Consider the following 15,415-nt stretch of genomic DNA (forward strand, 5'->3'; position numbering starts at 1 on the left):
TTTCTCTATAGTAAGTCTCGAAGACGATAATAAGCCATAGCTAAGACCAAGGCAGGCGTGCGCAAGAGGCTGCCCCCAGGGAATGATTGATGCGGGATGCGACTGAATACGTCAAAGCGTTCTTCAGAACCTGCAATGGCTTCGGCTATTAATTTTCCGGCTAACCCCGTTAGGACAACCCCGTGTCCGGAAAAGCCATGGGCAAAATAAGTGCTTTCGGCCAGTTTACCGAAATGCGGAAGGCGGTTGACGGTAATGGCAACATTTCCGCCCCATGCATAGTCTATTTTTTTTGATGCAAGTTGGGGGAAATATTCAAGCATGGTTTTTTGCATGATTTTACTGATATCAGACGGATCTTTACCTGAATAATTAACCTCGCCACCAAAAAGCATACGTTTGTCGCCAGATAATCGGTAGTAGTTGAGGACAAAAAGAATATCGGCCACAGCGGCATTGTCAGCGATCAGTTTGCTTGCTTCTTTATCTGCAAGAGGCTCTGTTGCTAGGATGTAAGTGCCGACGGGCATAATTTTTTTATCTAGCTTTTTGTCGAGGCCGTCGAGATAGGCATTGGTGCAAAGCGCGACATGTTTACAGTTAATTATAGCTTGATCAGTATAAACTTTTGGGGACTTGCCGTGATCAATTTTTGTAACACGGCTATGTTCGTAAAGCTTCACGCCTGCTTTTTCAGCGGCATCTGCCAGACCGAGTGTGTAATTAAGCGGATGCAGGTGACCGCCATTGGGGTCGTACATGCCGGACAGGTACTTGTCGCTGTCGATTTTTTGGCGAATTTCGTTTTGATCTAAAAGCTGACAGCCTTTGTATCCAGCTAATTCCAAATCTTCGAGGTATTCTTCCAATTCACCCACGTGACGTTGTTTGGTGCTGACGTGGTAGTGGCCAGCAGCCAGATCGCAATTTATGTTGTGCTTCTTTATCTGGTTTCTGGCGAGCGACATTGCCTCTTCGCCCATTTTCCAAAGCTTGTGGGCGTCGTCCTTACCGACCATTTTTTTGATATCTTGATAGGACTGGTTGTATCCAATAATCATCTGGCCGCCGCTGCGCCCAGAAGCACCCCAGGAAATTTTACTGGCCTCGAGTAAGATAACCTTATAACCACGTTCGGCCAAATGAAGCGCGGCTGATGTGCCGGTCATGCCGCCACCAATGACACATACATCACAGCTGTGTTCCCCGGTAATAGCGGGATGATCACGGCTTGGGTTTATGCTCGCCGTATAATACGAATTTGTGTAGTCTTGATCGTTCATTTCTAAACGCTCCTTAGGTACCAATCAAATTCGACTGTGGAAATATGGCTGTTAAAACGTTCTCGTTCGGTTTTCCGGCAAGTAGAAAAGACGTTGCAGAATTCTTCGCCCATGTATTTCGGCAGAATTTCGGCTTTCTCAAAGGCGTCAATAGCATCGGGCCAGATGTTTGGCAGGGTCGCTTCTTTTTCTTCATAAGCGTTACCTGTTATCCGCGGGCCAGGGTCAATTTTATTTTCCAACCCATGGAGAATGCCGGATAAAACGGCAGACATCACAAGGTGTGGACTGGCGTCTGCACCTGCTAGCCTGTGTTCAATGCGTGTCGCAGCCGGGTGCCCTGCAGGAATGCGCAGGGCAACCGTTCTATTATTTATACCCCAGCACGGTGTGTGCGGTGCATAAGATCCTAGTTGGAAGCGTCTATAAGAATTTGCGTTTGGGGCAACAAGCGCCATTGATTCAGCCATGGAAGCACAAAGACCACCCATTGCCCATTTTATTTCGTCACTCAGGCGTTCTTCATCTTTCGTGCCTTTACCCTGAAAGATATTCTTTCCATCATCATCCAGTAAGCTGACATGGATGTGGGTGCCATTTCCAGACTCTTGTGTATAAGGCTTTGCCATGAAAGTCGCTTCCATCCCATGGCGTTGGGCAACATGTTTGATCAGGCGCTTAAGAAGAACAGCTTGGTCGCATGCCAGCAGAGGGTCATCAACATGGTGAAGGTTGACTTCGTATTGTCCTGGAGCATATTCCGCCACCATTGTATCGGCGGGGATGCCTTGCGCCTTTGCTGTTGCAGCAACTTCGTCTAAAAAGTCATCAAAATCATAAAGCTCATCAATGCCGTAAACGGCTGGTCGTGCGTGGCGTAACCCCGATATCGGTGATACCGGAGGTTGCGGATAGCCCGCCATGGTTCTGTCTTTGTCAATAAGGTAGAATTCCAATTCGACAGCTGTCACTGGCTTTAACCCCATTTTTGTGAAGCGATCAATGATACCTTTTAAAACGTGGCGGGGATCAGCGAAGAAGGGGGAGCCATCCTCTTCGTGCATGGTTAGTAGAACCTGCGCCAAACCTTTTCTGTGCCATGGGGCTGGTTTAAGCGTTCCTGGAACAACATGGCAAACCCGATCAGCATCACCATTCGCCCAGACCAACCCTGCGCCTTCTACATTTGCCCCTGATGTGTCGAGGCAAAAAATGGAGCCCGGTAAAAGAATTCCTTCTTTGTAAACGGATGCCAATTTATCCCTGGTAATGCGCTTGCCACGTAAAATACCATTGCCATCAGCGATAAGAAGTTCAATCAAACCAATTTCAGGGTGGGCTTTTAGAAAGTCCGCCTGTTCAGAATAATGATCGGGTGTGCTGTTCATTTTATTTGTCGCCTGTTCTAACACATTTTAGGCAATTATGCGCATCCGAAGCTTATATTTGTCAAGAGATGTCCAATAAAAAGAACTCTTTTCTTGTTGGTTTAGGATTCACGTTAAAATGTGTTCGTTATATTGATCACGTTATAATTGTCTGTAATTAATAATAAATAATGATGTTTAAGTAGAAATATTTTGAAAATATAAATTTTTTTGTATGAATTTTAGAAAATGATATCTATCATTCTGTTCAGAATAACGATCATCATTTGCGTTAAGGTAGTTCAAAAATGAGTATTGGTAAGGCCTTTGTGGGTGTTTCCACCTGTCGTATGCCGAAGAACGGAAATGAATACGATAGTGTGAGCCGATATTATTCAGAGGCTGTCTCAAATGTCTCTGAGGCAATTCCATTGGGGATTCCTGCCTTAGGGGAGAAGTTGGACAGCGATGCGCTATTGGATCATCTGGATGGTGTTCTTTTTACGGGAAGTCCCTCTAATGTTGATCCCAAGCATTATGCTGGTGCGCAAAGTGACGAAGGAACACTTCATGATCCGGCACGGGATGCAACGACATTACCACTAATCAAGAAGGTCTTGGAAAAAGGAATTCCAATGCTGGCTATCTGCCGCGGGTATCAGGAACTTAATGTGGTTTTTGGCGGCACGCTTTTTCAGAAAGTTCAGGACCAACCAGAAAAAATGGATCATCGAGCTGATATGACAGGTGCAATAGAAGACCGCTTTGCTCTTGCTCATGACATTGAATTGGTTTCTGGTGGAATTTTATCTGGGTTAACGAATGATCCCGTTGTTAAAGTTAATTCCGTTCACGCACAAGGCATTGATCGTTTAGGAGAGGGGCTGACAATAGAAGCTTACGCCCCAGATGGGCTGGTCGAAGCCGTCAGTGTTTCTGGGGCTTCTGCATTTGCGCTGGCTGTGCAGTGGCACCCGGAATGGAACGCCAGTGATAATGAATTCTCCAACAAGATTTTCAAGGCTTTTGGAGAGGCTTGCCGCGAGCGCGCCAGAAGGCGCTAACAAGAAGGCGGTGAGTAGGACAGGGTTTGGTATAGGAAGCCAATATCCAATAAAACAGGTGATTTATGACGTTTGAAGAATTAGAACAGTGGTGTAAAGAACGAAAAATTACTGAAGTCGAGTGCATGATACCTGATATTTCAGGCGTGCCACGCGGCAAAATTTTGCCTACTGAAAAATTCTTGCGTGGTATTGGAAGTAACGGACACCGTCTTCCTGAAAGTATTTTTACCCAAACCATAACAGGTGAATGGCCCGAAGAGGATACTTGGGTTGATATTGCTGATCACGATGTGATTCTAGAAGTTGATACAAGCACCATACGTCCTGTTCCTTGGTATAAAGAACCAACAGCCCAGGTCATTTGTGATTGTATTTATCCGGATGGAAAACCTGTAGATCTCTATGCGCGTCAAATCCTTCGCACCGTGTTAGGACTGTATGAGAAAAAAGGTTGGGAGCCTATAATCGCGCCTGAGCTGGAATTTTATTTGGTACAAAAAAATACCGACCCAGATATGCCCTTGGTACCTCCCATTGGTAAAAATGGTCGACCTGAAACTGCTCGCCAGTGTTACGGTATTGATGCGGTTAACGAATTCGATCCTGTGTTTGAAGATGTGTATGATTACTGCGAAGCTCAGGGGTTGGATATTGATACTCTAAACCATGAAGCAGGTGCCGCACAGATCGAGATTAACTTCTTGCATGGTGATCCTCTGTCTCTTGCTGATCAGGTTTTCCTGTTTAAGCGCACAGTTCGTCAAACTGCCTTGTCTCATGATATCTATGCAACTTTTATGGCTAAGCCGATGAAGGGTGAACCTGGTAGTTCAATGCACATTCACCATTCTGTGGTTGATGCCAAAACGGGCCAAAATATCTTTAGTGATGCTGATGGTAATGCAACTGAAGTGTTTGGCAATTTTATTGCTGGTCTACAGCGCTATTCCAGTGCGGCAATGCCATTCTTTGCGCCAAACGTGAATTCTTATCGACGGTTTGGGTACGATGAATCTCCGATTAATATTCATTGGGGAATTGATAATAGAAGTTGTGGGTTCAGAGTTCCAAATTCCAGTCCACAGAGCAGGCGTGTCGAGAACCGTTTGTGTGGATCTGATGTTAACCCTTATCTGGCAATCGCAGGAAGTTTACTTTGCGGGTACTTAGGGATGACACAAGGACTTAAGCCTGCCGCAAAAATCGAAGATAATGCTTATGTTCTACCGCGCGGTTTACCGCTGTATTTATCCGATGCAATTACAGAATTGATGGATTGCAAGCCGATCAAAGATGTACTGGGTAATCGCTTCGTCGAAGCTCACTGTGCAACTAAAGAAGTCGAATATAATAATTATCATCAAGTAATTAGTTCGTGGGAACGCGAACATCTGTTGCTTAATGTATAGAAGCTCGTGATCTTACTTTTAAGGTCTGCAGTTAAGAGGGTGTTATGAACCATATAAATAAAAGTACTGAATATTGGCAGGAATTGGATCGGGCGCACCATTTGCACCCTTTTACTGATACTAAGAGCCTGAATGAAAAAGGCACCCGTGTTATTACGAAAGCTGATGGCATTTACCTGTGGGATTCTGACGGAAATCGTGTTCTTGACGGGATGGCTGGGCTTTGGTGTGTAAATATTGGTTATGGCCGAAAAGAACTGGTTGATGCAGCGCAGCGTCAGATGTTGGAGCTTCCCTATTACAACACATTCTTTCAAACGACCAATGCCCCTGCGACAGAACTGTCACAGGTTTTGGCTGAAATTACGCCAGAAGGACTTAACCGGGTCTTTTTTGCCAATTCCGGATCGGAAGCAGTTGATACTGTTATTCGGCTTGTTCGTCGCTATTGGCAGGTCGAAGGCCAACCTGAAAGAAATGTAATCATCAGCCGAAATAATGCTTATCACGGAAGTACTGTTGCTGGTGCATCCCTTGGCGGTATGGATCCTATGCACGAGCAAAGCGGTCTTATGATGCCGGGGATCGAGCATATAATGCAACCATACTGGTACAAAGATGGCGGCGATCTGACGCCAGATGAATTTGGGTTGAAAGCAGCGCAAGCACTGGAAGAACGTATTCAGGAAGTTGGCCCAGAAAAAGTTGCTGCTTTTATCGGCGAGCCAATCCAGGGTGCTGGTGGGGTGATTGTTCCGCCAGAGACCTATTGGCCTGAAATTCAACGGATCTGTGAAAAGTACAACATCCTTTTGGTTGCTGATGAAGTGATCTGTGGATTTGGTCGTACCGGAAACTGGTTTGGCAGTGAGACCTTTGGGATCAAGCCTGACCTTATGTCTATGGCAAAGGGCATGTCATCTGGTTATCTACCTATTTCTGCGGTGATGGTTGGGGATCGGGTTGCCAATAGTCTTATTGAAAAAAGTGGTGAGTTTTATCACGGCTATACATATTCCGGTCATCCTGCAGCCTGTGCTGTGGCGCTTGAAAATATTCGGTTGCTGCGCGAGGAAGGTATTGTTGACAGGGTACGGGATGAAACCGGACCCTATTTTCAAAAACGCCTGCGTGAACTCGAAGACCACCCACTGATTGGTGAGGTTGTTGGCTATGGTATGGTTGCCGGTATGGTAATGGTCAAAAACAAAGAGACTCGTGAGCTTTTTGAAAACGGATCGGAAGTCGGTAACATTTGCCGTGATCACTGTTTTAACAACGGCCTGATAATGCGGGCCTGTGGAGACCGGATGGTTCTTTCGCCGCCATTGGTCATGACAAAGGCGGAAATTGACGAGTTGTTGGAAAAAGTAAAATATTGTCTTGATTTAACAGCTAAAGATCTTGGAAAGTTATAACTGGGAGTGGATATTGATAACTTACTCATAAAAGAGGCCGATATCCACATAACTTTACCGGGTACATTTACTCAACGGAGGCTACATCGTGAAAAAAATTGGAAATAGTTTGCTGACCAGTGTTCTGGCATTAGGTCTAGCAGTAAGTACCCAAGCCAGTGCGGAAGAAGTAGTTAATGTCTTTAACTGGTCCGACTATATAGACGAAGAAATCCTTGCGGAATTTGAGGCCGAAACAGGCATCAAAGTGGTCTATGATGTTTTCGATTCTAATGAAGTGCTTGAAACAAAACTTCTTGCCGGGAGTTCCGGTTACGATGTGGTTGTTCCAACCGGTACCTTTTTGGCGCGTCAAATTCAAGCTGGTGTTTTCCAAAAACTTGATCAATCAAAATTGACGAATAATGGCAATCTTTGGGATGTTGTGAGTGAGCGCGTTAACAAATATGATCCGGGTAATGCTTATTCTGTGAACTATATGTGGGGCACCACAGGTATCGGCTATAATGTCGATATGATCAAAGAACGACTTGGCGTTGAGCGGATTGACAGCTGGGATGTTGTTTTTGACCCTGAAAAACTGGCTAAGCTAAAAGACTGTGGCGTGTATTTATTGGATGCACCGACCGAGTTGATACCAGCGGCTTTGAATTATCTGGGCAAAAATCCGGATAGCCGTGACAAGGATGACTTGAAGGCAGCAGAAGATCTATTGCTGTCAATTCGTCCCTTTGTGCGGAAATTCCATTCTTCTGAATATATATCAACCCTTGCCAATGGTGATATCTGTCTGACAGTTGGTTGGTCCGGTGATATCCTACAGGCACGTGATCGTGCTGCTGATGCAGATAACGGGGTTACCGTTGACTACGCTATTCCGAAAGAAGGCGCTTTGATGTGGTTCGACCAGATGGCCGTACCTGCCGATGCATCAAACACTGATAATGCACACAAGTTTATCAATTATATCATGCGTGATGACGTGATGGCTAAGGCTTCCAATTACGTCTATTATGCAAATGGTAATCTTGCATCCCAAAAGCTATTGGCAGAGGATGTCATTGGCGATCCAGCGATCTATCCTGACTCAGGAACGATGGAGCGGCTCTACACAATTATGCCTTATGATCCCAAAACACAGCGTGTGATAACTCGCTTGTGGACCAAGGTCAAAAGCGGCAGTTAAATCCAAATAAAAGCATCGTCTCAATTTAGAGGCGATGCTTTTTTGTGTAGAGTATTGTTTGAGGGTGCTATGAATACTTCATCAGCCAAGAAACCATCGGCTCGCTTTGCGCCTTGGGATAATCCCGATGAAAAGCCGTTGGTGCGATTTAAGAATGTTACCAAGCGTTTCGGGTCATTTACCGCGATCGATGATATCAGTCTCGATATTTATGAGCGTGAATTTTTTGCCCTGCTCGGCCCATCCGGTTGTGGCAAGACAACGATGATGCGCATGCTGGCCGGGTTTGAAACACCCAGCGAAGGTATTATTTCCCTTGGTGATGATGATATTGGGGCTGTACCGCCTTATAAGCGCCCTGTGAATATGATGTTTCAATCTTACGCACTTTTCCCGCATATGACGGTTGAGGCGAATATCGCTTTTGGTTTGAAACAGGATAAATGGCCCAAAAACCTTATCGCAGAACGCGTAGAGGAAATGTTGTCACTGGTTCAGTTACGCAAGTTTGCCAAACGTAAACCTCACCAGCTTTCGGGGGGGCAGCGACAGAGAGTTGCACTTGCCCGTTCCCTTGCCAAAAAGCCTAAACTTCTTTTACTTGATGAACCTCTTGGGGCGCTTGATAAAAAGTTACGGGAACAAACCCAGTTTGAGCTGATGGATATTCAAGAAAAACTGGGTATGACCTTTGTTATTGTGACCCATGATCAAGAAGAAGCCATGACTGTTGCTAGCCGTATCGCGGTGATGGACGATGGTAAAATCATGCAAGTGGCAACTCCAGAAGTCATTTATGAATATCCCAACAGTCGTTATGTGGCTGATTTTATCGGGGATGTGAATATAATCGAAGGCCGGCTTGATCATAAGGCCGAAGAAGGAATTCAATTGGCCTGGGCCGAAGGAGAACCGGAAATAAAAATTGCGAACAATGCTAGCCGATCAGAAAAAGAAAATGCTTGTTTCGCCATTCGTCCCGAAAAGGTGCATGTCACCCGTGATGAACCCCAAGATGTAGATAACAAGATAAAAGGGCAGATTGATGACATTGCTTATGTTGGCAATCTTTCCACTTATCACGTCAGGTTAAGTAATGGGATGATTTTTAAGGCACAGGAATCAAACATACGTCGTTTGGCAAACCGAGAGTTTACCTGGGAAGATCATGTCTGGTTGTCTTGGCGTAGTACCGCCGGCGTCCTATTGGATTAAGGGCGGGGATCATGGATAGAAAACTCGGTCGCTTTTTACTTATTGGAATACCTTATTTTTGGTTGTTCCTGCTTTTTCTTGTTCCTTTCGGGATTGTGCTCAAAATCTCGCTTTCGGATGTCGCGGTTGCAATTCCACCTTACACACCAACTTTTGATCTTGAGAATGGTTGGGAAGGCATAAAATCATTATTTGGGGCTCTGGATTTTGAGAATTATATCTGGCTCACCGAAGATGACCTCTATTGGTCGAGTTATCTATCCAGCTTGAAAATTGCGTTTGTATCCACGGTTCTATCCCTTTTGATCGGCTATCCCTTGGCGTACTCTATGGCCAAGGCACCATCTGAATGGCGTCCAACCTTGTTAATGCTGATTATTTTGCCCTTTTGGACGAGCTTTTTGATCCGGGTTTATGCGTGGATTGGTATTCTGAAAACTGAAGGGCTGCTCAATCAGCTTCTAATGTTCGTAGGGGTTGTGGATGATCCATTACATATACTGAATACTGACACAGCTGTTTATATCGGTATTGTCTATTCATATCTGCCTTTTATGGTGCTACCGCTTTATTCCGCACTTGAAAAAATGGATGGTTCGTTATTAGAGGCCGCTCAAGACCTCGGTTGTACGGCGATATCTGCTTTTTGGAAGGTGACGTTACCTCTTTCAATTCCGGGGATTATCGCAGGATCTTTCCTTGTATTTATCCCGGCGATTGGCGAGTTCGTTATTCCTGATCTACTTGGGGGGTCTGATACCAAGATGATTGGGAAAACCCTTTGGGTTGAATTTTTTAGTAATAGAGACTGGCCCGTTGCTTCGGCTGTTGCTGTATTACTCTTGTTATTGTTAATTGTCCCGATCGTTCTGTTCCAGAAACAGCAAGAACGCGCGCAGGAGGCAGAACAATGAGTAATCGTTTTACATGGTTTAACACCACGTCCCTGACCTTGGGATTTGTCTTTCTGTATTTGCCCATTCTTATTCTGGTATTCTTTAGCTTTAACGAGTCCAGACTTGTAACTGTTTGGGGTGGATTTTCGACAAAATGGTATGCCGAGCTTTTCAAAGATGAAGCCTTTCTGGATGCAGCACTGGTTACGTTACGAGTTGCTTTAGTATCGGCCACTATGGCCACAATTCTGGGGACTCTGGCCGCGGTTGTCATGGTACGGGCAGGACGTTTTCGCGGCCGAACCCTTTTTTCTGGTATGATCTATGCGCCGTTGGTAATGCCAGAGGTGATAACCGGGCTTTCTCTGCTTCTACTTTTTGTTTCTATGGGAATTGACCGGGGTTTTTGGACCATAACAATGGCCCATATTACCTTTTCAATGTGTTATGCAGCTGTTGTTGTCTCTTCGCGAATGGTTACCTTTGACAGTTCATTAGAAGAGGCTGCGACTGATTTGGGCTGCACGCCGTTTCAATCATTTATAAAGGTGACGTTGCCGATCATGGCACCGGCTATTATTTCTGCTTGGCTGTTATCTTTTACCCTGTCGTTGGATGATTTGGTGATCGCATCCTTTACGTCGGGGCCGGGGGCGACAACTTTGCCAATGAAAATATATAGTCAGGTAAGACTTGGTGTGACGCCAAAGATTAATGCGCTTTCGACGATTTTAATTTTGATTGTCACAATGGGTGTCATCACAGCATCAATACTGACGAAACGGACAGAGGCGCGGCGTAAAGAAGATGAACGGATGGCTGAATCTTAAGTAAGGGGTAAAGGGCGTTAAGGCTTAAGACGAAATTATGTAAGAAATTCAGTCCTAGCCTTGTCTCTAACGTGCCCCCACCATTTCATGGCTAGATCCTGATTGTCTCGCCTGTAACTGTATGTGCGATAATTTCTATGTTGTCCTTGGTTGAAATTATGTTTTTCAATTCTTGAGGAGGGATGAAAGATAGTCCCGTTGATAGAGCATCGGCAGTTGTGGCGTTATCAGCGATAACACTCATCGTTTTGTAAAGAGCTAGGGCATCTGTGTTCTTAACCTGAAGTAAATGCGAATGACCATCCTTCAGGATCGTACCTGTCGGGGACGATGTGGCAATTGCTTTGCCAGCATGAAGGTTTACAGCCTTTTCGGGCATTTTTTCTTCTTGGCCTTTAATAGACACCACCCATTCACGGCCAGATGGATGATTTCCCAACGCTTTAATTTCGCCAACATTAACCAAGCTATTTGTCAGTCCATGGCTTATCAATAGCTGATAAATTCGGTCGGTAATAAAGCCTTGGGCGATACCGTTAAGGGTAATGGCCATCCCGCGTTTTTTGAACGATATATGTTCGGGGGAAACTGTTATGTTTCTATAATCAATCAATTCTTGGACTGATTGTATGGTCTTGTTGCGCTTATGATCTGTTAGGTTTGGCATTTCACTATGGACAAGCCATAGGGGCTGTATCGTTATATCAAAAGCCCCCTTGGTCAGTGATGAGATTTCATGTGCCTTGGAGATAACTTGAAAAAGCTCTGGCGAAGGGTTTTGAAGCTCGCCCTGTGAATTTAAGAGATTAATTTCTGAAGCGGGCAGGTAAAGGCTAAATATTTTTTCCAAACGGCTAATTTCGTTTTGAATTTTTCGCGCTAGGTCTTCTGATCCTTTTTCTTTGGGCAACAGTATTTCAGCTTGCCCGCCAAGTGCGACACCTTGCCATTTAAAAAACACGGCGTCTTTTTGTGTCCCCAGAGCAAGAGATTGCTTGATTAAAGCGGGGGATAGAAGAGACGCTGTTCCGATAATTTGTAGAAAACGCCTTCTGGTTTTATTTTTAAGCATGCTATTTACCTGAATATAAGGGCTTTATTCTAATGTTGATAATGCAGGATTATCGGGGATCTCGACCATTCCAAGCACATAATCAATCGGGATTTCATCTAACGAAATCATTCTTCCCCCGTACTGAGATATAAAGTTTTCTGCTGATGAGACTTCTTTAAACGGCACAACAGCAGGTGCGCCCATACCCCCGCGACGGTTGCTTTCAATTACCAAGGTCGCTTCTTTTATATCAATCCAAGGGCCTGCCTCTGGTGATTTCCAGTTCGCTTTTCCCATGTCGGTAACATAAACGGCTGTTATTTCATTACTTTCGTCTGGCAGTTTCATATAACCGACGGCATCTCTGGTTGCAGCGAACCAGATTGGGACTGTTTGCCCCAAGATGTGGATTTGCGCTTTAGGGCCGGGGTGACCCGCAGCTGTCATGCCACAAAAATAACTTTGGTCATCAGATGTAAGTGTTGCCGGATCTGGTCTTGGTGTGTCGTCTGAACCGAAACAGCCATTAAGAAGTAAGCTACCTGATACAAGCAGTAATGTGCAGAGCTTGTTCATATCTCTCTCCTTGAAAAGAGGTATCCGGAAAGCAATAGCGGAAGAGTGATCCAGCCTACTAATGCAACGATGGCATATTGGACGGGAAGTACTGCTCGTCCAGCAATGGACGACATTCCAGAAAGAGCTGCTGTACTGTCAAAGCCGGTAAGATTTAATAATCTGAAGGAATCAGCCGGGTTAAATAGCAGCAGGAAATTTACAAAATCTGATTTTATATTTTCACCTTGATCGACGACCAAAGCCCCTAAAACGGCCATATCAAACAGAAGTACAAACAACAACCAAACTGCGACAGCCAACCCCATTGCTGTTGCCCGTTCTTTCACGCAAACGCTCAGTAGATAACCGATCGACAAGAAAGCACTACCTAATAAAACGGTAGAGGCAATTAAGCTCCCAAATACAAGCCAGTCTTGAAGACCAGCCCCATTGGAGCTAAATCCGATTAGGAAACCTGCGGCGCCATAGCCGAGAAGTGTCGCGATGGACAGAATAAGAGTGTGCCCAAGAAATTTTCCTAAAATGATTTGCCACCGATTGATGGGGTAGGTGAGCAATAATAGCATAGAGCCGCGCTCGACCTCGCCGACAATACTGTCATAAGAAAGCATCAGGGATATCAAAGGGACAAGAAAAACAGACAGACTTGAAAGGCTGACAACAGTGACTTGCATGGTACTAATTTTTGCGCCGCCTACAGGTGCTGTCCCCACAAATGCCAAGCTGAGGGCAAGCACAGCTAGCAGACAGGATGCCGCAATGATCCAGCGGTTACGCAGGGCGTCTTTTAATTCCTTTAGGGCAATGATCCAGATTGTTTTCATCTCATTGTCCTCTCTGATCACTAAAGACGGCATACAGCTGGTCTAGCGATGTATTTTGTAGTTCGACGTCTTCAATAAGTGAACCTAGTTCTCCTAAGTGACGAAGCATTGCCATCTTTGAGCTAGGGGCGCATTCGATTTCCAGATGTTTGCCGTTCATAAAGGTTATCGTTGCATTCTGATTTTGAAGTGGTTGAGCAATTTGTTTCGTCATACCTTCTTTCACAGTGATCCGCAGGCTAAGTGGTAAGTTTGCTTGTGTGCGAAGGTCTTCTAAAGAGCCAGAGGCAACGATCCTGCCAGAGTTCATAACGGTTACGGCATCTGTCTGGGCTTCGAGTTCGGTTAAAACATGAGAACAGAGCAAGATCGTAACACCGTCTTTTCTGAGGTCACGGATAATATCGTAAAAGTGTTGTCTGGCAGCGGGATCAAGACCTGATGTCGGTTCGTCAAGTAGCAGCAACCGTGGTTTACCTAAAAGTGCCTGTGCCAGTCCCAAACGTTGTTTCATACCTTTAGAGTAGGTTTTATAACGACGATTAAGGGCATCAGACAAGCCAACGATATCCATCAGCTCCAAGCTTCGAAACTTGGTCTCCCCTTTTAGGCTTGCATAGAAAGAAATCAGCTCTTTACCTGTCATATTTGCATCAAACGCAACATTTTCAGGCAAAAATCCAATGGCATTACGGTAATGGAACGCTGTCTTGTCTTTGGGGTCGTGGCCGAGGATCGAAAGTGACCCTGCTGTCGGTTGTACCAGCCCCAAAATTAATTTCATCAGTGTTGTTTTTCCGGCACCGTTATGTCCGACCAAAGCCATAAGACAGCCTTCGGGTACAGAGAAGTTAATGTCCGTCACAGCTTTGTGGGAAGGATAATCCTTACTAACATTCTTTAAAATAATGCTGTTTTTAATCATGGATTTGTCTCCATGCCAGAATTTGATGGGCCAGAATTTAAGAGACCTGAGTTTAATGTGTCAGAGTTCATTGAAATACGATCAATTTTCGGGGGCGTCATCAAGGGTGCACTGTCAAAAACGCCGCCGGGCTGTAGTGACGGAAACTGAGATTGTGACCAACGTAAGATTTCCATAGCTGGTGAGTTGATCAACAACTTCGCAGCGGGGTAAGCCCAAATTACCTGATCCAGAACATCATTTGGGCGATAGACGCTATCGGCGATATTATCACCGTTTAGATCGAACGCAGGGTTATCGCTCCAGTAATTACCTCTATTGTTCTCTGACCAATCCAGATGACGAGTACCAACATATTTGACTTGGTGTTGATTGTTGATAAAGGCGTTTTCACTAACCGTATTCTTTTCAGATCCCGCTGTGAAGTGGATACCAATTTGGCATCCTTCAAAATGATTTTGCACAAAACGATTTTTGTTGGAGTTATAGATGAAAACGCATTTTACGCCGCCGTTCTCGACCAAATTTCCTTTGAAAAGGGATGAGTTTGCATAGTTGAGCGCAAAACCATGTTCCTTGTCATTGATTGACTGATTGTTGGTTATTTTCAACTTTTTGGAAAACATGAGGGCGTAACCAACATCGTTGCCGCGGGAAATATTGCCGCTGACTTCACTATTGTTTGTATACATGTAGTGAATGGCAAAGCGCGTTTTTTCGAAAGTATTGTTTCTGAAGATGTTCTTTTTACTCGTGGTGGTGAAAATACCGTCACGACCAAAAAGGATTGTATTGCCTTCGACAATTGATCCCGGCGTATTCCAAAGCTGGACACCATTCCCACGATCATTGACTTGCAGAACCTGTAAACCCTCAATGTGATTATTCCTGACAACAGCATTTTTAGGTCCCCAGAGATAAACGCCGATGAGGTTGTTTTGTAAGATATTATTTTTAACAACAGTATTGTGAGCTGTCTTATTGACAAAAACGCCACTGTTTTGTTGTGAAAGATCCTGTCCGGAATTTATGATCTTTAAACCGGAAACAACACTGTCAGGGGCGATAACTTCAATGGTATTACCTGTGCGATTACCATCAATGACGGCACCTTGTTCGCCTTTAAGTGTCAGTGATTTTTTTAAAACAATCGGACCTGTATAAATACCCTTGTTCAGCACAATAACATCGCCGTCCTGTGCCTTGGTTAGTGAGGTTGTTAGTGTTTCTGGTGTTACCTGTAAAACGACGGCTTGGCTCTCAAACATCGTCATCAAGACGACGGTGCTAAAAAGAAACGCCCAAACATTTTGTTTCATGATCAGTTTTTTAAAAAACCAAGCCATCGATCTACTCAACTTT

The 15,415-nt window shown here is 44.7% G+C and carries 13 protein-coding genes and 1 pseudogene; 7 read left to right on the forward strand and 7 right to left on the reverse strand.

What is annotated here, in order from left to right; translation table 11 throughout:
- Window positions 1–5: 5 nt before the first annotated feature.
- Both ACN0W5_RS17180 and ACN0W5_RS17185 read right to left on the reverse strand, forming a co-directional pair.
- Complete coding sequence (locus ACN0W5_RS17180) at window positions 6–1,283, reverse strand: NAD(P)/FAD-dependent oxidoreductase (protein ID WP_417455309.1); 1,278 nt, start codon at window positions 1,281–1,283, stop codon at window positions 6–8.
- Window positions 1,284–1,285: 2 nt separating this feature from the next.
- Entirely contained in the window at window positions 1,286–2,671 is a 1,386-nt protein-coding gene (locus tag ACN0W5_RS17185; RefSeq protein ID WP_299375601.1) for a glutamine synthetase family protein, read from the reverse strand.
- A gap of 287 nt (window positions 2,672–2,958) precedes the next feature.
- Between ACN0W5_RS17185 and ACN0W5_RS17190 the strand changes: the two genes are divergently transcribed.
- The 7 genes from ACN0W5_RS17190 (at window position 2,959) to ACN0W5_RS17220 (ending at window position 10,671) form a co-directional block, all read left to right on the forward strand.
- Window positions 2,959–3,714, forward strand: coding sequence for a gamma-glutamyl-gamma-aminobutyrate hydrolase family protein (locus tag ACN0W5_RS17190; protein WP_417455310.1), 756 nt, complete (start codon window positions 2,959–2,961; stop codon window positions 3,712–3,714).
- 65 nt (window positions 3,715–3,779) lie between these two features.
- A complete protein-coding gene (locus tag ACN0W5_RS17195; RefSeq protein ID WP_417455311.1) occupies window positions 3,780–5,126 on the forward strand; it encodes a glutamine synthetase family protein in 1,347 nt (448 codons plus the stop codon).
- Between the two features lie 44 nt (window positions 5,127–5,170).
- Window positions 5,171–6,544: an aspartate aminotransferase family protein gene (locus tag ACN0W5_RS17200; protein WP_417455312.1), complete on the forward strand. Its 1,374-nt coding sequence runs from the start codon at window positions 5,171–5,173 to the stop codon at window positions 6,542–6,544.
- An 88-nt stretch (window positions 6,545–6,632) separates the two neighbouring features.
- The gene (locus ACN0W5_RS17205) at window positions 6,633–7,730 is read left to right on the forward strand and encodes a polyamine ABC transporter substrate-binding protein (protein ID WP_417455313.1); all 1,098 of its coding nucleotides are present in this window, start codon (window positions 6,633–6,635) and stop codon (window positions 7,728–7,730) included.
- 69 nt (window positions 7,731–7,799) lie between these two features.
- Window positions 7,800–8,945, forward strand: a complete 1,146-nt coding sequence (locus ACN0W5_RS17210) for an ABC transporter ATP-binding protein (RefSeq protein WP_417455314.1) — start codon at window positions 7,800–7,802, stop codon at window positions 8,943–8,945.
- A gap of 11 nt (window positions 8,946–8,956) precedes the next feature.
- Entirely contained in the window at window positions 8,957–9,859 is a 903-nt protein-coding gene (locus ACN0W5_RS17215; RefSeq protein ID WP_417455315.1) for an ABC transporter permease subunit, read from the forward strand.
- Window positions 9,856–10,671 (forward strand): ABC transporter permease, encoded by an 816-nt coding sequence (locus ACN0W5_RS17220; RefSeq protein WP_299375587.1) that lies wholly within the window; start codon window positions 9,856–9,858, stop codon window positions 10,669–10,671. Before ACN0W5_RS17215 ends, ACN0W5_RS17220 begins: the two co-directional genes overlap by 4 nt.
- A 91-nt stretch (window positions 10,672–10,762) precedes the next feature.
- Here the strand turns inward: ACN0W5_RS17220 and ACN0W5_RS17225 are convergent, their stop codons facing one another.
- From ACN0W5_RS17225 to ACN0W5_RS17245, 5 genes and pseudogenes are all read right to left on the reverse strand, one after another.
- Entirely contained in the window at window positions 10,763–11,743 is a 981-nt protein-coding gene (locus ACN0W5_RS17225; protein WP_417455316.1) for an FAD:protein FMN transferase, read from the reverse strand.
- A gap of 24 nt (window positions 11,744–11,767) precedes the next feature.
- A complete protein-coding gene (locus tag ACN0W5_RS17230) occupies window positions 11,768–12,301 on the reverse strand; it encodes a nitrous oxide reductase accessory protein NosL (protein ID WP_417455317.1) in 534 nt (177 codons plus the stop codon).
- Entirely contained in the window at window positions 12,298–13,128 is an 831-nt protein-coding gene (locus tag ACN0W5_RS17235) for an ABC transporter permease subunit (protein ID WP_417455318.1), read from the reverse strand. The genes ACN0W5_RS17230 and ACN0W5_RS17235 overlap by 4 nt, the downstream gene beginning before the upstream one ends.
- Window position 13,129: 1 nt before the next feature.
- A pseudogene (locus tag ACN0W5_RS17240) lies at window positions 13,130–13,963 on the reverse strand (ABC transporter ATP-binding protein); the annotation flags it as partial.
- Window positions 13,964–14,049: 86 nt separating this feature from the next.
- Window positions 14,050–15,399 (reverse strand): nitrous oxide reductase family maturation protein NosD, encoded by a 1,350-nt coding sequence (locus ACN0W5_RS17245; protein WP_417455319.1) that lies wholly within the window; start codon window positions 15,397–15,399, stop codon window positions 14,050–14,052.
- Between the last annotated feature and the right edge of the window lie 16 nt (window positions 15,400–15,415).

Origin of the sequence: Kiloniella sp. (genome assembly GCF_048270245.1) — a bacterium.
Classification (GTDB): Bacteria; Pseudomonadota; Alphaproteobacteria; order Kiloniellales; family Kiloniellaceae; genus Kiloniella.